Source organism: Pseudomonas fontis, from assembly GCF_028656955.1.
In the GTDB taxonomy this organism is placed as follows: Bacteria; Pseudomonadota; Gammaproteobacteria; order Pseudomonadales; family Pseudomonadaceae; genus Aquipseudomonas; species Aquipseudomonas fontis.
Map to the genome: position 1 here is coordinate 26,116 of NZ_JAMDGY010000005.1, position 18,031 is coordinate 44,146.

15 protein-coding genes are annotated in these 18,031 nt (G+C 63.7%); 8 read left to right on the forward strand and 7 right to left on the reverse strand.

The window, feature by feature from the left end:
- Window positions 1-8: 8 nt before the first annotated feature.
- Complete coding sequence (locus M5G11_RS00760; protein ID WP_420793853.1) at window positions 9-554, reverse strand: PQQ-dependent catabolism-associated CXXCW motif protein; 546 nt, start codon at window positions 552-554, stop codon at window positions 9-11.
- A 160-nt stretch (window positions 555-714) separates the two neighbouring features.
- Between M5G11_RS00760 and M5G11_RS00765 the strand changes: the two genes are divergently transcribed.
- Entirely contained in the window at window positions 715-1,335 is a 621-nt protein-coding gene (locus M5G11_RS00765; RefSeq protein WP_273912604.1) for a response regulator, read from the forward strand.
- A 63-nt stretch (window positions 1,336-1,398) separates the two neighbouring features.
- On the opposite strand, the gene M5G11_RS00770 is transcribed toward M5G11_RS00765, so the two are convergent.
- Window positions 1,399-2,052, reverse strand: coding sequence for a pentapeptide repeat-containing protein (locus tag M5G11_RS00770; protein WP_273912603.1), 654 nt, complete (start codon window positions 2,050-2,052; stop codon window positions 1,399-1,401).
- 134 nt (window positions 2,053-2,186) lie between these two features.
- Complete coding sequence (gene exaA / locus M5G11_RS00775) at window positions 2,187-4,058, reverse strand: quinoprotein ethanol dehydrogenase (protein WP_273912602.1); 1,872 nt, start codon at window positions 4,056-4,058, stop codon at window positions 2,187-2,189.
- Window positions 4,059-4,369: 311 nt separating this feature from the next.
- On the opposite strand from exaA, the gene pedF reads away from it, so the two are divergent.
- The 3 genes from pedF to M5G11_RS00790 are packed head-to-tail and all read left to right on the forward strand — an operon-like array spanning window position 4,370 to window position 6,449.
- On the forward strand, window positions 4,370-4,756 hold the full coding sequence (pedF, locus tag M5G11_RS00780) for a cytochrome c-550 PedF (protein WP_420793852.1): 387 nt from the start codon (window positions 4,370-4,372) through the stop codon (window positions 4,754-4,756).
- Window positions 4,757-4,760: 4 nt separating this feature from the next.
- Window positions 4,761-5,513, forward strand: coding sequence for a quinoprotein dehydrogenase-associated SoxYZ-like carrier (locus M5G11_RS00785; RefSeq protein WP_273912600.1), 753 nt, complete (start codon window positions 4,761-4,763; stop codon window positions 5,511-5,513).
- Between the two features lie 9 nt (window positions 5,514-5,522).
- A complete protein-coding gene (locus tag M5G11_RS00790) occupies window positions 5,523-6,449 on the forward strand; it encodes a quinoprotein relay system zinc metallohydrolase 1 (protein ID WP_273912599.1) in 927 nt (308 codons plus the stop codon).
- 139 nt (window positions 6,450-6,588) lie between these two features.
- Here M5G11_RS00790 and M5G11_RS00795 read toward each other — a convergent pair whose 3' ends face one another.
- Window positions 6,589-7,740 carry an acyl-CoA dehydrogenase family protein gene (locus M5G11_RS00795; protein WP_273912598.1) on the reverse strand — a complete coding sequence of 384 codons (1,152 nt, stop codon included), beginning with the start codon at window positions 7,738-7,740 and terminating at the stop codon, window positions 6,589-6,591.
- A 16-nt stretch (window positions 7,741-7,756) separates the two neighbouring features.
- Window positions 7,757-8,842: an enoyl-CoA hydratase/isomerase family protein gene (locus M5G11_RS00800; RefSeq protein ID WP_273912597.1), complete on the reverse strand. Its 1,086-nt coding sequence runs from the start codon at window positions 8,840-8,842 to the stop codon at window positions 7,757-7,759.
- A 339-nt stretch (window positions 8,843-9,181) separates the two neighbouring features.
- Between M5G11_RS00800 and M5G11_RS00805 the strand changes: the two genes are divergently transcribed.
- The 3 genes from M5G11_RS00805 (at window position 9,182) to nahK (ending at window position 14,274) form a co-directional block, all read left to right on the forward strand.
- Entirely contained in the window at window positions 9,182-10,363 is a 1,182-nt protein-coding gene (locus tag M5G11_RS00805) for a porin (RefSeq protein ID WP_273912596.1), read from the forward strand.
- 211 nt (window positions 10,364-10,574) lie between these two features.
- A complete protein-coding gene (nosP, locus tag M5G11_RS00810) occupies window positions 10,575-11,738 on the forward strand; it encodes a nitric oxide-sensing protein NosP (protein WP_273912595.1) in 1,164 nt (387 codons plus the stop codon).
- Complete coding sequence (gene nahK / locus M5G11_RS00815) at window positions 11,668-14,274, forward strand: hybrid sensor histidine kinase/response regulator NahK/ErcS' (protein ID WP_273912594.1); 2,607 nt, start codon at window positions 11,668-11,670, stop codon at window positions 14,272-14,274. Before nosP ends, nahK begins: the two co-directional genes overlap by 71 nt.
- On the opposite strand, the gene M5G11_RS00820 is transcribed toward nahK, so the two are convergent.
- Complete coding sequence (locus M5G11_RS00820) at window positions 14,252-15,259, reverse strand: aldo/keto reductase (RefSeq protein ID WP_273912593.1); 1,008 nt, start codon at window positions 15,257-15,259, stop codon at window positions 14,252-14,254. The two genes, nahK and M5G11_RS00820, sit on opposite strands and share 23 nt — an antisense overlap.
- A gap of 161 nt (window positions 15,260-15,420) precedes the next feature.
- Window positions 15,421-16,749 (reverse strand): MFS transporter, encoded by a 1,329-nt coding sequence (locus M5G11_RS00825; protein WP_273912592.1) that lies wholly within the window; start codon window positions 16,747-16,749, stop codon window positions 15,421-15,423.
- Window positions 16,750-16,908: 159 nt separating this feature from the next.
- Between M5G11_RS00825 and M5G11_RS00830 the strand changes: the two genes are divergently transcribed.
- Window positions 16,909-18,009 carry a sugar diacid recognition domain-containing protein gene (locus M5G11_RS00830; RefSeq protein ID WP_273912591.1) on the forward strand — a complete coding sequence of 367 codons (1,101 nt, stop codon included), beginning with the start codon at window positions 16,909-16,911 and terminating at the stop codon, window positions 18,007-18,009.
- The last annotated feature ends 22 nt before the right edge of the window (window positions 18,010-18,031 follow it).

Here is an 18,031-nt window from a genome sequence, read left to right on the forward strand (position 1 = left end):
AGTGCGATTCAGGGGAAGGTTTCCGGGGTGGCCAGGGTGACCGGCAGCCCGGCGCCTTCCCAGGCGTCCAGGCCGTCACGGTACCAGTACAGGCGGGTATAGCCCAGTGCGGCGGCGCGCTTGACCGCGTTCCAGCTCAACCAGCAATCGGCGCGGCAGTAGAACACCAGCGGGCGTTGCCGGTCGCCGTTGCTCAGGCGTTGCAGGTGACGTGCGAAATAGCCGGCCCAGTCAGCGTTCAGCACACCATCGCCGGTATTGGCCAGCCAGTGGCTGCCGGGCAGGTTGGCGTGCGCTTCGCTGTCGATGAAGCGGCCATTGAGCCATTGGCGCTTGTAGACGTCGATCAGCAGTGGGGGCGGTTGCTGTTGCAACAGGGTTTGCACGGTTGCGGTGTCAATCGTATCGCCGGCATCGGATTGGGCCGGTGTAGGGCTGCGATAGAGGCCCAGGCGATACCCGTCGCTGGAAAACAGCGGCGTTTGCCCAAGGGCAGTGGCGGCCAGTGACGTACACAGCGTCAGGCAGGCAAGGGCGGACAGGGCGCGCGGCAGCATGGTCGGCAGTCTCATTTTTGTTATGCCGGTATTACAGGCCAGTGTTGGCGCTTTGGGAATGCGACCATCGACAGCAAAAGCGCTACTAAAGTACTGGCTGCATGGGGGGCGCGGCGCTCTAGCATGGCGTATTGATGAATACAGGAGTTATTCGACCATGGCCATTTTGCTGGTTGATGATCACCCGATGATGCGCCTGGGGCTGTCCTTCGCCTTGAGCAGTGGCCTGGAAGGGGTGCCGATCCGCGAGGCGAGTACCGGCGAGGAAGCGTTGCAGCAGGTACAGCTGGAGATCCCCGGGCTGGTCATCATGGACTTTGACCTGCCGGGCATCAGCGGCCTGGAAACCACACGGCGCCTACGTCAGCGCCTGCCGCAGTTGCGTGTGCTGTTTTTCAGCGAACATGCCGAAACGGGCCTGGTGCGCCAGGCGCTGGAGGCGGGGGCTTGTGGTTTTCTGTCCAAGGCGGCGCCGGCGCTGGTGATGGTTGAGGCGGTGCGCCGAGTGCTGGCCGGGCATGCCTACATCGAGCAGGCGCTGGCGACCCAGCTGGCTTGCCAGCCACAGGTCGGCCAGGGGCTGACGCCGCGCGAGGCGGAGATCTTCCTGATGCTGGCCAAGGGCATGCCGACCCGGCAGATCGCCGACTACCTGTGCATCAGCAGCAAGACAGTGTCCAACTACCTGACCTTGCTCAAGAGCAAATTGCAGGTGAGTTCCCATGCGGAGCTGGTGCATTTGGCGATTGAGGCGGGGTTGTTGCGTATTGCTGCCTAGTACTGGCTGCCTCATCGCCGGCAAGGCCGGCTCACAGGGTTGTTTGTTGCATCGGTAAGTGCGTCAGTCCCAGGTTTTCGGGCAGCCGTTGCAGCCATCCATGTTGCTGTCCTGGAAGTTGGCGTAGTGCTGACGGCTGCCGCGCAGGTCGGCTTGCTCCAGGTTGCTTTCACCAAACTTGGCTTCCTGCAGATTGGCATCGGCCAGGTTGGCGCCCTTGAGGTCGGCCTTGCTCAGCCAGGTCATCTCCAGGTCCGCAGCCTGCAGGTTGGTGTTGTGCAGCTTGGCGCCCGAGAGGCGGGCAAACTCCAGGTAGGCGGCGCTGAGGTTGGCGTCATTGAAGTTCGCGCCTTGGGCAAACATGCCCCAGCCTTGTACGGCAATCAAGCTGGCACCACTGAGGTTGGCCAGGCGCAGGTTGCTTTGTTGCAGGCTTGCGCGGGTCAGGTTGGCGCCGCGTAGATCGGCTTTTTCCAGGTTGGCCAAGTCCAGTCGCGCATGGCGCAGGTTGGCCCCGCGCAGGTCGGCACCGGCCAGGTTCATCTTGCGCAGGTCCTGGTTGCTCAGGTCGGCGTTTTGCAGCTTGGCATTCGGGCATTGGCTTTCGGCCTGGATGATGCAGCCGTTGAGGGTGAGCGGGGTGTCGTCGCCGAGGTCGTTGCTGGTGGCGAAGGCAGGTGGAAGCGCTATGGCGAAAATGAGCGGGAGGTACTTCATGAAGACTCCTTTGGCTGTCAGGAAGTTATCGCCGGCAAGGCCGGCTCCCTCAATGAGCAGGGTTGCAAAAGTGCTGTTTCCTGTGGGAGCCGGCCTTGCCGGCGATGGGTGCCGCAAGGCACCCCGGGGTCACATCAACGCTGTGCCGTCTTGGTATCCCACGCCGGGATCTTGAATACCCAGAACGACCCGCCCTGTGCTACCGGCTTGGTCAGCTCGGCCATGTCGCCGCCCCACAGCGGCACCGCGCCGCCGTAACCGACCGTGACGCCGATGTACTGCTCGCCATCCTGTTCCCAGGTGACCGGCGGCGAGACGATGCCGCTGCCGGTCTGGAACTTCCACAGCTCCTCACCCGTCTTGGCGTTGAACGCCTTGAAGAAGCCATCGCCGGTGCCGGTGAACACCAGGTTGCCCTTGGTCGCCAGCACCCCGGCCCACAACGGCAGACGCTCCTTGTGCTCCCAGACCATCTTGCCGGTGGCCGGGTCCATCGCCCGCAGCGAGCCGACGTGGTCCTCGTACATGCGCTTGATACGGAAGCCCATGCCCAGGTACGCCGAGCCCTTCTTGTAGTTCACCTCTTCGGTCCAGTACTCCTCCTTCCACTGGTTGGATGGCACATAGAACAGCCCGGTATCCTGGCTGTAGGCCATCGGGTTCCAGTTCTTGCCACCGAGGAACGGCGGCGAGACTTCCACCGGCTTGCCCTTGGTTTGCCCAGGTTCCGGTTTGGCCGGACGCTGGCCTGGGTTTTCCACCGGGCGCCCGGTGTTGAGGTCGATATGGCTGGCCCAGGTGATGTTGTCGGCGAACGGGAAGGCGTTCTTCAGCTTGCCGTTGGTGCGGTCAACCACGTAGAAGAAGCCGTTGCGGTCGGCATGCGCGGTGGCCTTGAACTGCTTGCCGTCCTTGTCCTTGTAGTCGAACAGCACCAGCTCGTTGTTGCCGGAGAAGTCCCAGGCATCGTTCGGGGTGTGCTGGTAGAACCACTTCACTTCACCGGTGGTGGCATCGACGCCGACCTGGCCGGAGGTGTAGAGGCTGTCCCATTCATGCGGGTTGCCATCCTTGGCGGTACGCGCCCAGGTGTTCCACGGGCCGGGGTTGCCGGCGCCGACGATGATGGTGTTGGTCTCGGCATCAAAGCTTGCGCTCTGCCACGGTGCACCACCGCCGTGGCTCCAGGCTTCGACCTTGCCGGTTTCGGTGGTCGGGTCGTTCGGCCAGGACGGCGCCTTGACGTCGCCGGTGGTGGTCGAGTCCTTGCCATTCAGGCGGCCCATGTGGCCTTCGACAAACGGGCGCATCCACACTTCATCACCGGTTTCCGGGTCGCGCGCATACAACTGGCCGACCACGCCGAATTCATCGCCGGAGCTGCCGTGAATCAGCATGACCTTGCCGCTCTTCTGGTCTTTCACGATGGTTGGCGCGCCGGTCATGGTGTAGCCGGCGCTGTGATCGCCGAACTTCTTGTTCCACACCACCTTGCCGGTGTCCTTGTTCAGGGCAATGACGCGGGCATCCAGGGTGCCGAAGTAGATCTTGTCGCCATAAATGGCAGCGCCACGGTTGACCACGTCGCAGCACGGGCGAATGTTGTCCGGCAGGCGGTGGTTGTAGGTCCACAGGCGCTTGCCGGTCTTGGCGTCGAGGGCGAACACCCGCGAGTAGGAGCCGGTGACGTAGATCACGCCGTCATTGATGATTGCCTGGGACTCCTGGCCGCGCTGCTTTTCATCACCGAAGGAATACGACCAGGCCGGAGTCAGCTTGAACACGTTCTGATCGTTCACCTGGGCCAGCGGGCTCCAGCGCTGGGCGTTGGTGCCCATGCCGTACTGCAGCACGTTCTGCGTGCTCAGGTGATCGTTGGCAATGTCCTCCCAGGTCACCGGCTTGGCCTGGCTGGCAGGTGCCAGCGCCAGGGTGCCGACCAGCAGTACGGTCTGCACGGCGAGAGACAGGGGGGAAAGCGCAGCGGGTAACGTTCTTATTGTCATGGTGGGTGATCCAGGTGTGGTTTTGGCCTGCCTAGACTGGAACGTCGCTGCCTGCACAGATACGGAAAAACTCCCGCCTTTGCCGGGAAAACTTCCCAGGTCGGGCATGATTTGGCACTGCTCCACAAGCGCTACTACCAAGGGAGGAGGGCGCGGCCACCAAAGCAGCATGGGGGCGTTTGCACGGGCTTTCTAAGATGCCGGCACAACCTTTCGCCAGAGAGGTTTTCGCGTGCAGACAAGTAGCCGAGGGCAGAACAATGACAATCAAGAAAAACGCCTGGATAAGCGCCGTGCTGGTCAGCGGCCTGATGAGTACCGGGGCGGCATTCGCTCATGGCAACGTGACACCGACCGCGGTAAACACCGGCGGCCTGGAAAAGCTGGGTGAGGAGTGGCGCACCGAGAACCCTTACCGCAACGGCAAGAATCACGACGAGGCGGTGTCCATCGGCGCCTCGGCCTACAACCAGAACTGCGCGGCCTGCCATGGCCTGGAAGCCAAGTCCGGCGGCATCGCCCCGGACCTGCGCCTGCTGGACGAGGGCGTCAACGGTGATGAATGGTTCGTCGAGCGCGTGCGCAATGGCGCGGTGCGCGATGGTCGGGTGTACATGCCGAAGATGGCCGACTACCTGAGCCAGGAAGCGCTCTGGGCGGTACGCACCTACCTGGACAGCGTGCACGTCGAGGAGTGATGCCATGGGCCGGGTGCCGCTGCTGCTCGCCATGCTGTTGTGCGCCCCGGCCTTTGCCGTGGACCCGGGCCCGGACCCGGTGCCCTCGGTGATGTGGGAGTTCTATCGCCAGCAATGGCTGATGGATGCCCCGTATCAGTTCGATGCGCGGGTGCGGGTGATCGCCCCGCCATTTGCCGAGGATGCCCGCCAAGTGCCGTTGCAGGTGGATGCCCGGGCGCTACCGGGCACGGTGCAGCGGATACTGGTCTGGGCCGAGCTCAACCCTTTGCCGAAGATCGTCGACTTTCAGCCCGGCCCGCAGGTGTTGCCGTGGCTGGCGGTGCGCATTCGCATCGAGCAAGCGACTGCGCTGCGTGCGGCGGTGCTTACCGATGATGGTATCTGGCATGTCGGCTCGACCCTGATCGATGCCGCTGGTGGCGGCTGCACCGCCCCCAGCGTGGTGCGCAGCGAGGCAGGCTGGGAGGAGCGTCTGGGCCAGGTGCTTGGCGCTCGCTTCCCTCGGGAGGATTTCAGCCGCTTGCGCCTGGAGGTGTCGCACCCCATGGACAACGGCCTGGTGGGTGGCGTGCCGGAGTTCTATATCGAGCATGCCGAGTTGCGTGACGCACAGGGGCAGGTACTGGCGACGCTGGAGCTGTTCCCGGCGGTCAGCGAGAACCCGAACCTGTCGTTCGACCTGCGCCGCGCCGAAGCGCTGCGCCTGAGTTTGCGCGACAACAACGGCAATACGTTCGATGCGGCAATCGACTAGGGGGCAGACATGCGGGCACTGTTGCTGGTGATGCTGGTGGTCAGCCTGCCGAGCCAGGCGGACCTTGAGTACCGCCTGGCCCCGCGCCAGGTTGCGCCGGACACTTATGTATTTGAAGGCAGCACGGAGAATTTCTCCCGGGCCAATGGCGGCAATATCGTCAATACCGGGTTTATCGTCACTGAAGCGGGGGTGGTGGTGATCGATACCGGGCCATCGCTGCGCTATGGCCGGGCGATGCGCCAGGCCATCGGGCTGGTGACGGACAAGCCGGTGGTACAGGTGCTGCTGACCCACCATCACCCGGACCATGCATTGGGCAGCCAGGCGTTTGCCGATGTGCCGATTGCGGCGCTCAGTGCCACGCGCGAGCTACTGGGGGAAGAGGGCGATGCGTTGGCGGAGAACCTGTACCGCCTGGTCGGCGACTGGATGCGTGGCACGCAGGTGCGCTTGCCGGATCAGGCGCTTGAGCCTGGGGTGCGAGTGTTCGGATCGCATTCGCTGCGCTTGATGGCGTTCAGCGGGCATAGCGGGGCGGACCTGGCGATACTGGATGAGCGGACCGGGGTGCTGTTTGCGGGGGATCTGTTGTTTTACCAGCGTGCGCTGACTACGCCGCACAGCCCGGGGCTGGCGGTTTGGCGCAAGCAGCTTGAGCAGTTGCAGGCGACGCCGTGGCAAGTGCTGGTGGCGGGGCATGGGCCAGTGGCTCGCGACGCCAAGCCGTTTGTGCAGATGCTGGACTACCTGGGGTGGCTGGACGGTTTGCTGCGTGAGAGCGCGCAAGCGGGGCTGGAGATGAACGAGGTGATTGCCACGCCGATTCCGCCTCGGTTCGCGGCGATCAGCTTGACCCGGTATGAGTTGATTCGCAGTGTGAGCCATCTGTATCCGCAGTATGAGCAGGCGGTGATGGCTCGGGTTGATCGCTGAATGTGCGGGCCTTATCGCCGGCAAGGCCGGCTCCCACAGGAATATTGATATGCAGTGAAATCACCTGTGGGAGCAACCGTCTTGCCTTGACCTCTGTGGGAGCTGGCCTTGCCAGCGATGACTCCCCCGCCGATTTGGATCAGATCGGGTAGTGCTTCAACTCCCGCGCAATCAACATCCGCTGGATCTCGCTCGACCCCTCATAAATCTGGGTAATCCGCGCATCCCGGTAGTAGCGCTCCACCGGGTAATCCTCCAGATAGCCATAGCCACCATGCACCTGAATCGCCTTCGAGCACACCCGCTCAGCCATTTCCGAGGCAAACAGCTTGGCCTGCGAGGCCTCGCTCAGGCAGGGCTTGCCGGCACTGCGCAAACGCGCGGCATGCAGGATCAGCAAGCGTGCGGCGTTGATCTGCATCTGCATGTCGGCGAGCATGTTGGCGATGCTCTGGTGCTCGTTGATCGGCTTGCCGAACTGGATACGGTCGCGCGAATACACCAGCGCCGCCTCAAACGCCGCACGGGCAATGCCCAATGCCTGGGCCGCAATGCCAATCCGCCCGCCCTCAAGGTTGGACAGGGCAATCGCCAGCCCCTTGCCACGCTCGCCGAGCATGTTGGCCGCCGGGATGCGGCAATTGTTCAGGGTCACGGCACAGGTATCCGACGCGCGAATGCCCATCTTGTGCTCGCTGCGGTCCACCACGAAGCCTTCGTTCTCGGTAGGTACCAGGAACGCCGAGATGCCTTTCTTGCCCAACTCCGGGTCGGTCACCGCGAACACGATGGCCAGCCCCGCACGCCGTGCGTTGCTAACAAACTGCTTGGCGCCATTGATCACCCAGTGGTCACCCTGCAATTCAGCCCGCGTGCGCAAGTTGTGCGCTTCTGAGCCAGCCTGCGGTTCGGTCAGGCAGAAGCAGCCGATCACCTCGCCACTGGCCAGGCGCGCGAGCCAGGTCTGTTGCTGTTCATCATTGCCATAGGCGAGCAGCGGGCCACAACCCACTGAGTTGTGGATGCTCATCAACGCGCCGGTGGCGCCATCACCCGCCGCGATCTCCTCGACGGCCAGGGCATAGGCCACATAGTCGGTATAGCTGCCGCCCCATTGCTCGGGCACCACCATGCCAAGCAGGCCCAGTTCGCCCATCTTGCGCACCACGCCATCGTCGATCCAGCCGGCCTTTTCCCAGGCCTGGGCGTGCGGGGCGATCTCGCCACGGGCGAAATCCCGGGCCATGTCGCGGATCATGATCTGTTCTTCGCTCAGTTCCAGGTCTTGCATGTGCGTACTCCGACCTTCACAGGCCTTCGAAGAATTGGTCCACCCGTGCACGGCTCAGGCCGGCAACGGTGGCGGGGTTCCAGCGCGGTTGCTTGTCCTTGTCGATCAACAGGGCACGCACGCCTTCGATCAGGTCGCCATGCTCGAACCACTGCTGGTCCAGGTGCAGTTCCATCGCAAAGCACTGCTCCAGGCTCAGGTGACGACCGCGGCGCAGCAGCTCCAGGGTCACCGCCAGCGCCAGCGGCGAGCGGGTTTCCAGCAGGTCGGCGGTTTTCAGTGCCCATTCATGGCTGTCGGCGACAGTGACGGCGCGCAGTTGCTCGATCACGCTGGCGATGTCCGGCAGGCCGAAGAAGTGGTCAATGGCCGGGCGCAAGGCGGCCAGCGGCGGGTTGTCGAGGGTCTGGGTGCCGAGCTTGGCCAGCAGGCCTTGCAGGTCCTTGAGCGGATATTCGCCCCAGTTCAGGCTGTCGAGGCGCTCATCCAGCTTGGCCAGCAAGCTGCTGTCGACAAACCAGTCTGCCAGCCCGCAATACAGCGCATCGGCGGCTTGGACCTGGACACCGGTGACGCCAAGGTAGGTGCCCAGTTCACCGGGAATGTGCGAAAGGAAATAACTGCCGCCGACATCCGGGAAGTAGCCGATGCCGACTTCCGGCATGGCCAGGCGGCTGCGCTCGGTGACCACGCGCAGGTCGGCGCCCTGGGCCAGGCCCATGCCGCCACCCAGGGTAAAACCGTCCATCAACGCCACTACCGGCTTGCGGTAATGGTGGATGAGCTGGTCGAGGGCGTATTCCTCGATGAAGAAGTCGCGGTGCAGGCTGGTGCCACTTTTATAGCTGTCGTACAGCGAGCGGATATCGCCGCCGGCGCAGAAGCCCTTGGGGCCTTCGCCACGCAGTACCACGGCATGGATGTTCGCGTCGCCCGCCCAGGTGTCCAGCTGCCGATGCAGATGGCGGACCATGTCGAGGGTCAGGGCATTGAGGCCGGCGGGGCGGTTGAGGGTCAAGTGACCGATATGGTTGCGGACTTCGGCCAATACATCTGGCGCGGTCGCGTCCGTTGCGGCCGAAGTAGTAGCGTGCGCGGTCATCGCTGTCTCCCTGCTTTGTTATTGATTTTCCACATGAATTAACACGGTGTGGAGATGGGTTCAAGGATCGTCCGGATCGTATCAGTGCAAATTTGCCCAATACAATCAGCAAAACTGCAGGTGCTGCCTGCATTTTTGCATGACGAGCTCGGTCCTTCGCACCGGGTCTTGCCACTTTAGCCTTGTGACACCGCCGGGCAAGGGATTAGTTCCCTTGCCCGGCGTGGTGCTGCGCCACGCCAAAGCAGCAGGGGGTTGCGGCCAACGCAGCGTAGGGCTCGAGCGTGCGGCTTTCGATAATCGCCTCCGACAACCGTCCCCCCGTTTGCGGAGAGCGTCATGCACAACAATAACAATGCCAAGACCCGTTTCCTGCCCCTGCTGATCAGCGCCACCGCCCTGGGTTTGAGCCCGCTGGCCGAGGCCGAGATCATGCTGTACGACAAGGACCAGACGACCTTTTCCACCGATGGCTATATCAACGCCTTCTATGTGAACAGCGACGTCGACCGCGCGGGTGAGCAGTACGACCGGCGCCAGTCGCGGGTGAAGATGGGCTTTCTGCCCAACTACCTGGGTTTCAACATGACCCGCCAGGTCGATGACCTCAAGCTGGGCGCGCGTGCGTCGTTCTGGGTGACGATCAACGACAGTGAAACCAACGGCACCGACACGGCCATCGATGTGCGCCAGTTCTACGGCACGGTGGCCAACCCGGGCTGGGGTGAAGTGCTGATCGGCAAGGATTTCGGCCTGTTTGCCCGCTCCAACATCCTCCTCGACGAGTTGCTGGCAGGCTATGGCCAGGTCAGCGATACCCTGGGCCTGGTCGACGGCGGCGGGGTGTCGTTCGGCAATATCGGCAGCGGTTACCCGTATCCGTTCCCGACTTCGCAGATCACCTACCGGACCCCGGTGATGGACGGGCTGCGGGTCGCCGTGGGGATCATGGACCCGGTCGATACCAACGATGACAGTGCAGTGGGCAAGGCTTACCAGAAGAACCCGCGTACCGAGAGCGAGATCACCTACCAGTTCGACCTGGGTGGAGCGCAGATCTACAGCTGGTTGAACGGCAGCTACCAGACTTCGGAGAACACCGACAACACGGTGGACTCGGTGACCTCCAAGGGCCTGGGTTATGGCGTGCAGGCGAAGCTGGGTGGGTTGTCGCTGACCGGGTCGGGCTTTACCGCCAAGGGCATCAACCCGTTCTTTACCAACAATGCCGGGGAGGCGACCCTGCGTGAGGTGGACAGCACCGGTTATCTGCTGCAGGGCTCGTACAAGGTCGGCAAGAACCGCGTGGCGTTGTCCTATGGCAAGACCAAGGATGACGGCAATGGCGCGGTGAACACCGGGGCGGATTACCAGACGCGAGGGATCGCGTTGTTTCATGACATCAATGACAACCTGAAGCTGGTGGCCGAGTACAACCAGTTCGAGATCGACGGGCATGAGGGGGACAGCCAGAACGAGGATACCGATACCTTCGCAGTGGGGGCGGTGTTGACCTGGTAGGGGCTGAGGCTTGTGGTAGCCCAATCGCGGGACCAGCCCGCTCCCACAATGGGAGGCAACAGTGTTCCCTGTGGGAGCGGGCTGGTCCCGCGATTGAGCCCCCACCGATCTACAACCATTGCCACCCAAACCCGCTACCCAAGTAGCATTCGGGCAAACCGGCAATCTCCCTAAACTGCGTGCATCCGATCCCGCCCCGCGAGAAGCCGTCATGCCGCATTCCCCCGCCGAGGGCATCATCAGCGCGGTGTCCCGGGCCAGCGCTGCCGAAGCCGCTGCCCAGGACCTCGCCGCCCAGTTGTTGCACCCGCACCTGGGCTTCGTGCTGTTCTTCTGTTCCGCCGAATACGACCTGCCAGCCCTGGCCCAGGCACTGCAACAGAGCTTTGGCGGCATACGCCTGGCCGGCTGCACCAGCGCTGGCGAGATCAGCCCCGCAGGCTATGGCCGTGGCGGCATCACGGCACTGGGCTTCGACCACCGGCATTTCTCGATTGCCGCCGAACTTATCGCACCCATGCACGACTTCAGCCTGATCGACGCCCAGCAATGCGTGGAGCGCCTGATCGGCACCTGCCGCAGCAACACCCTGGCACCCATCAAGGGCCACAGCTTCGCCCTGACCCTGCTTGACGGCCTGTCCAGCCGCGAGGAAATGCTCCTCGCCGCACTCAGCGCCGCCCTCGGCGATATCCCGCATTTCGGTGGCTCAGCCGGGGACGACAACTACCTCAACCACACCCACGTCTACTACGACGGGCACTTTCACAGCAGCGCGGCAGTGGTCTTGCTGGTCAACACCTGGCTCGATTTCGAGGTGTTCACCACCCACCACATCCAGCCACGCGAAGAGAAACTGGTGGTCACCCGCGCCGACCGGGCCAGCCGCCGGGTCTATGAACTCAACGCCGAACCCGCCGCCGAAGAATACGCGCAACTGATCGGCGTACCGCTGGACGCGCTCGATCACCGGGTGTTCGCTGCCCACCCGCTGGCCGTGCGCATCAACGAGCGCTACTACGTGCGGGCCATCCAGCAGGTGCACGACGACCTCAGCCTGAGCTTCTACTGCGCAGTGGAAAACGGCATCGTCCTCACCGCCATGCGCCCGGGGCCCTTGCTGCCCAACCTTGACGCATTGTTCGACGGCTTGCGCCAACGCCTCGGTCCCTTGCAGATGACCATCGGCTGCGACTGTTTCCTGCGCCGCCTGGAGCTGGAAAGTGGTGCGCAACTGGATGCGGTCGGCGCGTTCCTGCGCCAACAACCGGTGGTCGGTTTCAACTCCTACGGAGAGCAGTTCAATGGCATGCACATCAACCAGACCTTCACCGGCGTTGCCATCGCCCACCCCCGCAGCCGTCGTGGCGCTTGAGCCCGAGGCACTGATCGCCCAGCTGCTGCACGACAAGCACAAGCTTGAGCGGATCAACGCGGCGCTGATCGAACGCCTGGAGTCCGGCGCCGCGCGCCCGGACGATTCCTACGCGGCCTTCCAGTATTCCGTGGTGCTGGCCGAGCAGGTGCGCGAACGCACCGACGCGCTGAACCAGGCCATGGCCGAACTCAAGGCCAGCAATCATTTGCTCAGTGACGCCCGCCTGCGCGCAGAAACCGCGCACCAGCACCTGGTCGATGCCATCGAGAGCATTTCCGATGCCTTCGTGCTGTTCGACCAGGACCTGCGCATCGTCCTGTTCAACCAGCGTTTCAAGGCATTCTGGGCCAACAGCCGCATCCGCATCATCGCCGGCATGCGCCTGTCCGAGGTCAAGCGGCTGATGCAGAGCTCCGGCCCGTTCAGCGAGGAACAACGCGGGCACAGCGATGAACACCTGCTGTACCGCCTGCGCAATGGTCGTTGGCTGCAGGTCAGCGAACGGCCCACCCATGGCGGCGGGCGGGTGATGCTGTTCACCGACATCACCGAGGTCAAGCTCAGCGAAACCCAGCGCCGCGAGCAGGCGGTGGCGCAAAAATCGCATCTGTTGCAACGCGCGGTAGACAACCTGTCCCAGGGGGTGGCGATGGTCAACGCCGACGGGGTGCTGGAGCTGTGGAACCGCCGCTTCCTCGAGCTCAGCGGCCTGGCGCCGATTGCCGCCCACCGCCCGTTTGCCGAGGTCATCGCCGACAGCGAGCTGGCCTTGCTGACTCCCGCCAGCCGCAACGACAACGGGCGTGCCATCCATGAACTGGAACAGCGCCTGTACGACGGCCGAGTCCTGGAAATTCGCACCCATGCCTTGCCCACCGGCGGCTTCGTCAACACCTTCACCGATATCACCGAGCGCTACCAGCATGCCAAGGCCTTGAGCGAGAGCGAACGCTGGATCCGCCTGATCACTGACCATGTCCCGGCCCTGATCGCCTACCTCAACGCCGAGCTGGTCTACGAGTTCACCAACAAGGTGTACGAGCAGTGGTACTGCTGGCCCAGCGCGATGATGCTTGGCCAGCGCCTGAGTGAAGTGCACAGCCCCGAACACTACCGCCGTCTTGAAGGCTATATCGAGCAGGCCTTGGCCGGGGAGAGCGTGACCTTCGAGTTTGCCGAGACCAACGCCCACGGCGAGCAGCGCTACATGCTGCGCTCCTATGTGCCGAACCGCCTGGCCAGCGGGGAAGTGGTGGGGATCTTCGTGTTGATCCGCGATATCACCGAGCGTCGGCGTACCGCCGAGGCCCTGCATCAGGCGTACCAGCACCTGGAAGTGCGGGTACGCGAGCGTACGGCCGAGCTTACCCAGCTTAATCAGCAACTGCGCGACGCCAAGCACGAGGCCGAACGGGCCAACCTGTCGAAAACCAAGTTCCTTGCCGCCGTCAGCCATGACCTGCTGCAACCGCTGAATGCCGCGCGGCTGTTCACCAGCGCCCTGCAGGAGCAGCAATCGGCCAACCCTGCACTGGTGCGCAATGTCAGCAATTCGCTGGACGATGTCGAAAGCCTGTTGGGTACGCTGGTGGACATTTCCAAGCTGGATGCCGGGGTGATCAAGGCCGAGCAGACCCGTTTCGCCGCCAGCGACCTGCTCGACAACCTTGCCGCCGAGTACGCGCGGGCCGCCGCTGGCGAAGGCTTGCAGCTGGTCTATGTGCCGAGCAGCCTGTGGGTGCACAGCGACATCCAGCTACTGGCGCGGATCCTGCGCAACCTGCTGAGCAATGCCATCCGCTACACCCCGCGTGGCCGGGTGCTGCTGGGCTGTCGCCGGCGCGGGGCGCAGGTGTGGATCGAGGTGTGGGACACCGGCATCGGCATTGCGCCGGACAAATGCGAAGAGGTGTTCCAGGAGTTCAAGCGCGGTGATGTGCAGCGCCCTGATCAGGACCGTGGCCTGGGCCTGGGGTTGGCCATCGTCGACAAGATCGCCGGTATTTTGCAGCACCGGGTAAGTCTGCGCTCGACACCGGGCCAAGGCTCGGTGTTCGCAATCGAGGTGCCACGCAGTGAGCCGCTGACGCAGGTCCAGATCCCGGCAGCTGAGCCGCTGCTGCTGATGGAGCGCCTGGAAGGCGCACGGATCTGGGTGCTGGATAACGATGCGGCGATCTGCGAAGGCATGCGCACCCTGCTGGAGCAGTGGGGCTGCGAGGTGGTCACCGCGCTGAGCGAGCAGGACCTGGCCCGGCAGGTGGCCACCGACCGGGCGCAGGCGGACCTGCTGATCGTTGATTACCACCTGGACAACGGCCGCAATGGCGTGGAAGCGGTGACCGCGATCAATGCTCGGCGGGCGTCACCCTTGCCGGCCTTGATGATCACCGCCAACTACAGCAACGAACTGCGCCAGCAGGTACGGGCGCTGGGCCATGCGTTGCTGCACAAGCCGGTGCGGCCGATGAAGCTCAAGGCCGCCATCAGCCACTTGCTCGGCAGCGAACTCAGCGCGCCAGGCGCCCACTGACGAAGTGCGCGACATCGTTGTAGCCAGGGGTCGAGGCGTGGCCGGGGGCTACCAGCGAGTCGATGAAGGCTTCGTCCTCGGCGGTGATCTTCACTTCCAGCGCGCCGCTGTAGGTGTCCCATTGCGCCTCGGTGCGCGGGCCGACGATGGCCGAGCTGATGTGCTGGTTGTTGAGGACCCAGGCAATCGCGAACTCGACCATGCCGACGCCTTTGTCGGCGGTGTAGGCGTGGATCTTCTGGGCGATTTCCAGTGACTCCGGGCGCCATTCGGTTTCCAGAATGCGCTTGTCCTGGCGGCCGGCACGGCTGTTGGCGTCGGGGGTGGCATTGGGCGCGTACTTGCCGCTGAGCACGCCACGGGCCAGGGGGCTGAACGGCACGATGCCGAGGCCGTGGTGGGCGGCGGCGGTGAACTGCTCGGGTTCGGCCTGGCGGTTGACGATGTTGTACAGCGGCTGGCTGACCACCGGCTTGGCGATGCCCAGGCGTTCGGCCAGGTTGCAGATTTCGGCGATACGCCAGCCGCGGAAGTTGGACACGCCCCAGTGGCGGATCTTGCCTTGGCGCAGCAGGTCGCCGATGGCCGATACGCTGACTTCCAGCGGGGTGCTGTGGTCTTCGCGGTGCAGGTAGTAGATGTCGAGGTAGTCGGTGCCCAGGCGGGTCAGGCTGGCCTCGATGGCGTTGAAGATATGTTTGCGGCCCAGGCCGCTGCGGTTGGGCAGGCCGTCGAGGGGGCCGAAGCCGACCTTGGAGGCGAGGATCCAGTCCTGGCGGTTGCGGGCGATGGCTTCGCCGACGATTTCTTCGGAGCGCCCACCGTTGTAGACGTCAGCGGTATCGATGAAATTGATGCCCTGGCCCCAGGCCTTGTCGATGATGCGCAGCGAGTCTTCGCTGCTGGTCTGTTCGCCGAACATCATGCTGCCCAGGGTGAGGGCGGAAACCTGCAGACCACTGCGGCCCAGCGGACGGTAGATCATGATCGGTAATCCCTTCGCGGTTTGGATCCGATCTGTTTTACACAGTTATCCGAGGGTTGAAAAGCATCGCCGGCAAGGCCGGCTCCCACAGAATTGATACCAGTGAGTACTGGTTTGTGTGGGAGCCGGCCTTGCCGGCGATTGGCTCGACGCGGTCCTCGTCAGTTTGCAGTAACCGCCGCACCCGCCCGCGCCCGCGAAACCCGCAGTGCCACCAGGCTACCCACCACGATCAACCCCGCCAGCGAATACAGCGCCGCGTCGGTCGAACCGGTCTGGTCCTTGATGAAGCCCACCAGGTAAGGGCTGAGGAAACCGGCCATCTGCCCAACCGAGTTGATGATCGCCAGGCCCGCCACAGCGGTGCCGGCACCCAGCAGCGCCGTCGGCATTGGCCAGAACATTGGCAGGCCGGTCAGCGCACCCATGGTCGCGATGGTCAGGCCGGCAATCGCGATGACCGGGTTATGCGCGAAGTTCACCGCGATCAGCAGGCCAATGGCGCCCATCAGCATTGGCACTACCAAGTGCCAGCGACGCTCGTTGCGCAGGTCTGCCGAACGCCCGACCAGCAGCATGAACACGCCTGCCAGCAGGTACGGGATCGCACTCAGCCAGCCGATCAGCAGGGCATCGTTGAAGCCCATGTTCTTGATGATCGACGGCAGCCAGAAGTTGATCGCGTAGACACCGCTCTGGATACAGAAGTAGATGAAGCCGAAGGTCCAGATCATCGGGTTGGTGAACACCGACAGCAGCTTGTCGCTGACTTGCTTGGGCTTGCCTTCGGCGTCCTTGCGCAGGTCAAAGGCCACTGCATCGCGCTCGGCCTGGGTCAGCCAGCTGGCCTTGGCAAAGCCGTCGCTGAGCAGGAACACCGCCATGCAGCCCAGTACCACGGTCGGCAGGCCCTGGATCAGGAACATCCACTGCCAGCCGGCCAGGCCACCTTGGCCGGCGGCGAAGTGGTTGAGGATCCAGCCGGAGAACGGCCCGCCGAGCAGGCCAGAAACCGGGATGGCCGACATGAACAGGGCCATGATGCGACCACGGCGGTCAGCCGGGAACCACTGCGAGAGGTACAGCACGATGCCGGGGAAGAAGCCGGCTTCCGCTGCGCCAGTGAACAGCCGCAGTACATAGAACTCGGTTGGCGTGGTGACGAACAGCAGGCAGGTCGACAGCGTGCCCCAGGTGATCATCATCAGGGCAATCCAGCGGCGTGGCCCGAAGCGGTTCAGCGCCAGGTTGCTGGGTAGGCCGCAGAGCACGTAGCCGATGAAGAAGATACCGGCACCGAGGCCGTAGATGGTTTCGCTGAATTTCAGCGCGTCGAGCATCTGCAGCTTGGCAAAGCCGACGTTGACGCGGTCCAGGTAGTTGAACAGGTAGCAGACGAAGATGAACGGGATCAACCGCCAGGTGATGCGCCGGTACAGCGCATTGCGGTCGACGTCGTGGCCTTGGTCAGGGGCAGGGCTGTATGACATGATTCTCTCTCTGTTGTTATGGTTATCGCGGCAATCTGCATCGTGGCAGTGCTGCGATGAGTCTCGGCGAGCGCGTGGCGGCTGTCTTTGTGCTTTTGCACAGGTTTTTCGCCAGCCTGCTGTGCCCCGGACCAACCTGTTGACCTCAAGGAAACCCGCATGTTCGAACTGGACCATGACCTGGCACAGGACATCGTCGACCGGGCGATGGCCATTCTGCCTTATAACGTCAACGTCATGGATAGCCAGGGCCTGATTCTGGGCAGTGGCGAGGCGCAGCGTATCAACACCCGCCACGAGGGCGCGCAGCTCGTGTTGGCCAATGGGCGGATTGTCGAGATCGACGGCGAGGCGGCCAAGTGCCTCAAGGGCGTGCAGCCTGGGGTCAACCTGCCATTGCTGCTCGACGGGCGCCTGATCGGCGTACTAGGCATTACCGGCGAGCCCGAACAGTTGCGCACCTATGCCGAGCTGGTACGCATGACTGCCGAGATGCTGTTGGCCCAGCGCTACCTGCAAGTCGAGCAGCAATGGCGGCGTCAGCGCTGTGATGACCTGCTGGCGTTGTTGCTCGGTGGCAGCGGCGACTCGCCGCGTTTGGTGGATGAAGCGCGGCAGTTGGGGCTCAAGCCGGACCTGGCGCGCATTCCGTGCTTGTTCGAGCTGGGCGAAGGGCCGGGCGCCGAGCCACTGGCGGCCTGGCTGATGACCCGTTACCCGGAAAGCTGGTGCGTCAGCCCGGCGCGGCAGTCGCTGCTGTGGTGCCGGCCGCAGGGCATGGCGCTGGATGAACAGCGTTTGCTGGAGAAGCTGCACGGGCAGGGCTGGCAAGTGCAGCGCCTGGCGGTGGCGGGTGCGGCGGAAGGAGTGGAGCAGTTGCGCCGTGGCTATCGGCGGGTTCGCGATCTTTTGGCGTATGGGCGGGAAGTGCTGCCGCGTGAGCGCTTGCTGACCTTGTCCCGTTATCGGTTGCCGGCGCTGCTGTGGCGGCATCGGCATGACGATGCGCTGGATGAACTGCTGGAGCCGTTGCAGCGGGTGCGGGCCAAGGATGCCAGTGGGCAGTTGTTGGCGACCTTGCGTGCGTGGTGTGCCAATGACGGGCAAAGCCAGGCCTGCGCCGAGGCGCTGGGGATCCACCGCAACAGCCTGCGTTATCGGCTGGAGCGCATTGCTGAACTGAGCGGGGTTGATCCGTTGCGCCTGGAAGGGATGCTGAGTTTGTACCTGGCCTTGCAGTTGTTGCCGCCGGAGCAGTGAGTGGCTATGCGGGCCCTATCGC

What these genes read in the sequence shown, in the direction of transcription:
- M5G11_RS00765 (WP_273912604.1), top strand. Translation starts at nt 715, where the DNA reads ATGGCCATTTTGCTGGTTGATGATCACCCGATGATGCGCCTGGGGCTG.
- M5G11_RS00770 (WP_273912603.1), bottom strand. Translation starts at nt 2,052, where the DNA reads ATGAAGTACCTCCCGCTCATTTTCGCCATAGCGCTTCCACCTGCCTTC.
- exaA (WP_273912602.1), bottom strand. Translation starts at nt 4,058, where the DNA reads ATGACAATAAGAACGTTACCCGCTGCGCTTTCCCCCCTGTCTCTCGCC.
- pedF (WP_420793852.1), top strand. Translation starts at nt 4,370, where the DNA reads ATGAGTACCGGGGCGGCATTCGCTCATGGCAACGTGACACCGACCGCG.
- M5G11_RS00785 (WP_273912600.1), top strand. Translation starts at nt 4,761, where the DNA reads ATGGGCCGGGTGCCGCTGCTGCTCGCCATGCTGTTGTGCGCCCCGGCC.
- M5G11_RS00790 (WP_273912599.1), top strand. Translation starts at nt 5,523, where the DNA reads ATGCGGGCACTGTTGCTGGTGATGCTGGTGGTCAGCCTGCCGAGCCAG.
- M5G11_RS00795 (WP_273912598.1), bottom strand. Translation starts at nt 7,740, where the DNA reads ATGCAAGACCTGGAACTGAGCGAAGAACAGATCATGATCCGCGACATG.
- M5G11_RS00800 (WP_273912597.1), bottom strand. Translation starts at nt 8,842, where the DNA reads ATGACCGCGCACGCTACTACTTCGGCCGCAACGGACGCGACCGCGCCA.
- M5G11_RS00805 (WP_273912596.1), top strand. Translation starts at nt 9,182, where the DNA reads ATGCACAACAATAACAATGCCAAGACCCGTTTCCTGCCCCTGCTGATC.
- nosP (WP_273912595.1), top strand. Translation starts at nt 10,575, where the DNA reads ATGCCGCATTCCCCCGCCGAGGGCATCATCAGCGCGGTGTCCCGGGCC.
- nahK (WP_273912594.1), top strand. Translation starts at nt 11,668, where the DNA reads ATGGCATGCACATCAACCAGACCTTCACCGGCGTTGCCATCGCCCACC.
- M5G11_RS00820 (WP_273912593.1), bottom strand. Translation starts at nt 15,259, where the DNA reads ATGATCTACCGTCCGCTGGGCCGCAGTGGTCTGCAGGTTTCCGCCCTC.
- M5G11_RS00825 (WP_273912592.1), bottom strand. Translation starts at nt 16,749, where the DNA reads ATGTCATACAGCCCTGCCCCTGACCAAGGCCACGACGTCGACCGCAAT.
- M5G11_RS00830 (WP_273912591.1), top strand. Translation starts at nt 16,909, where the DNA reads ATGTTCGAACTGGACCATGACCTGGCACAGGACATCGTCGACCGGGCG.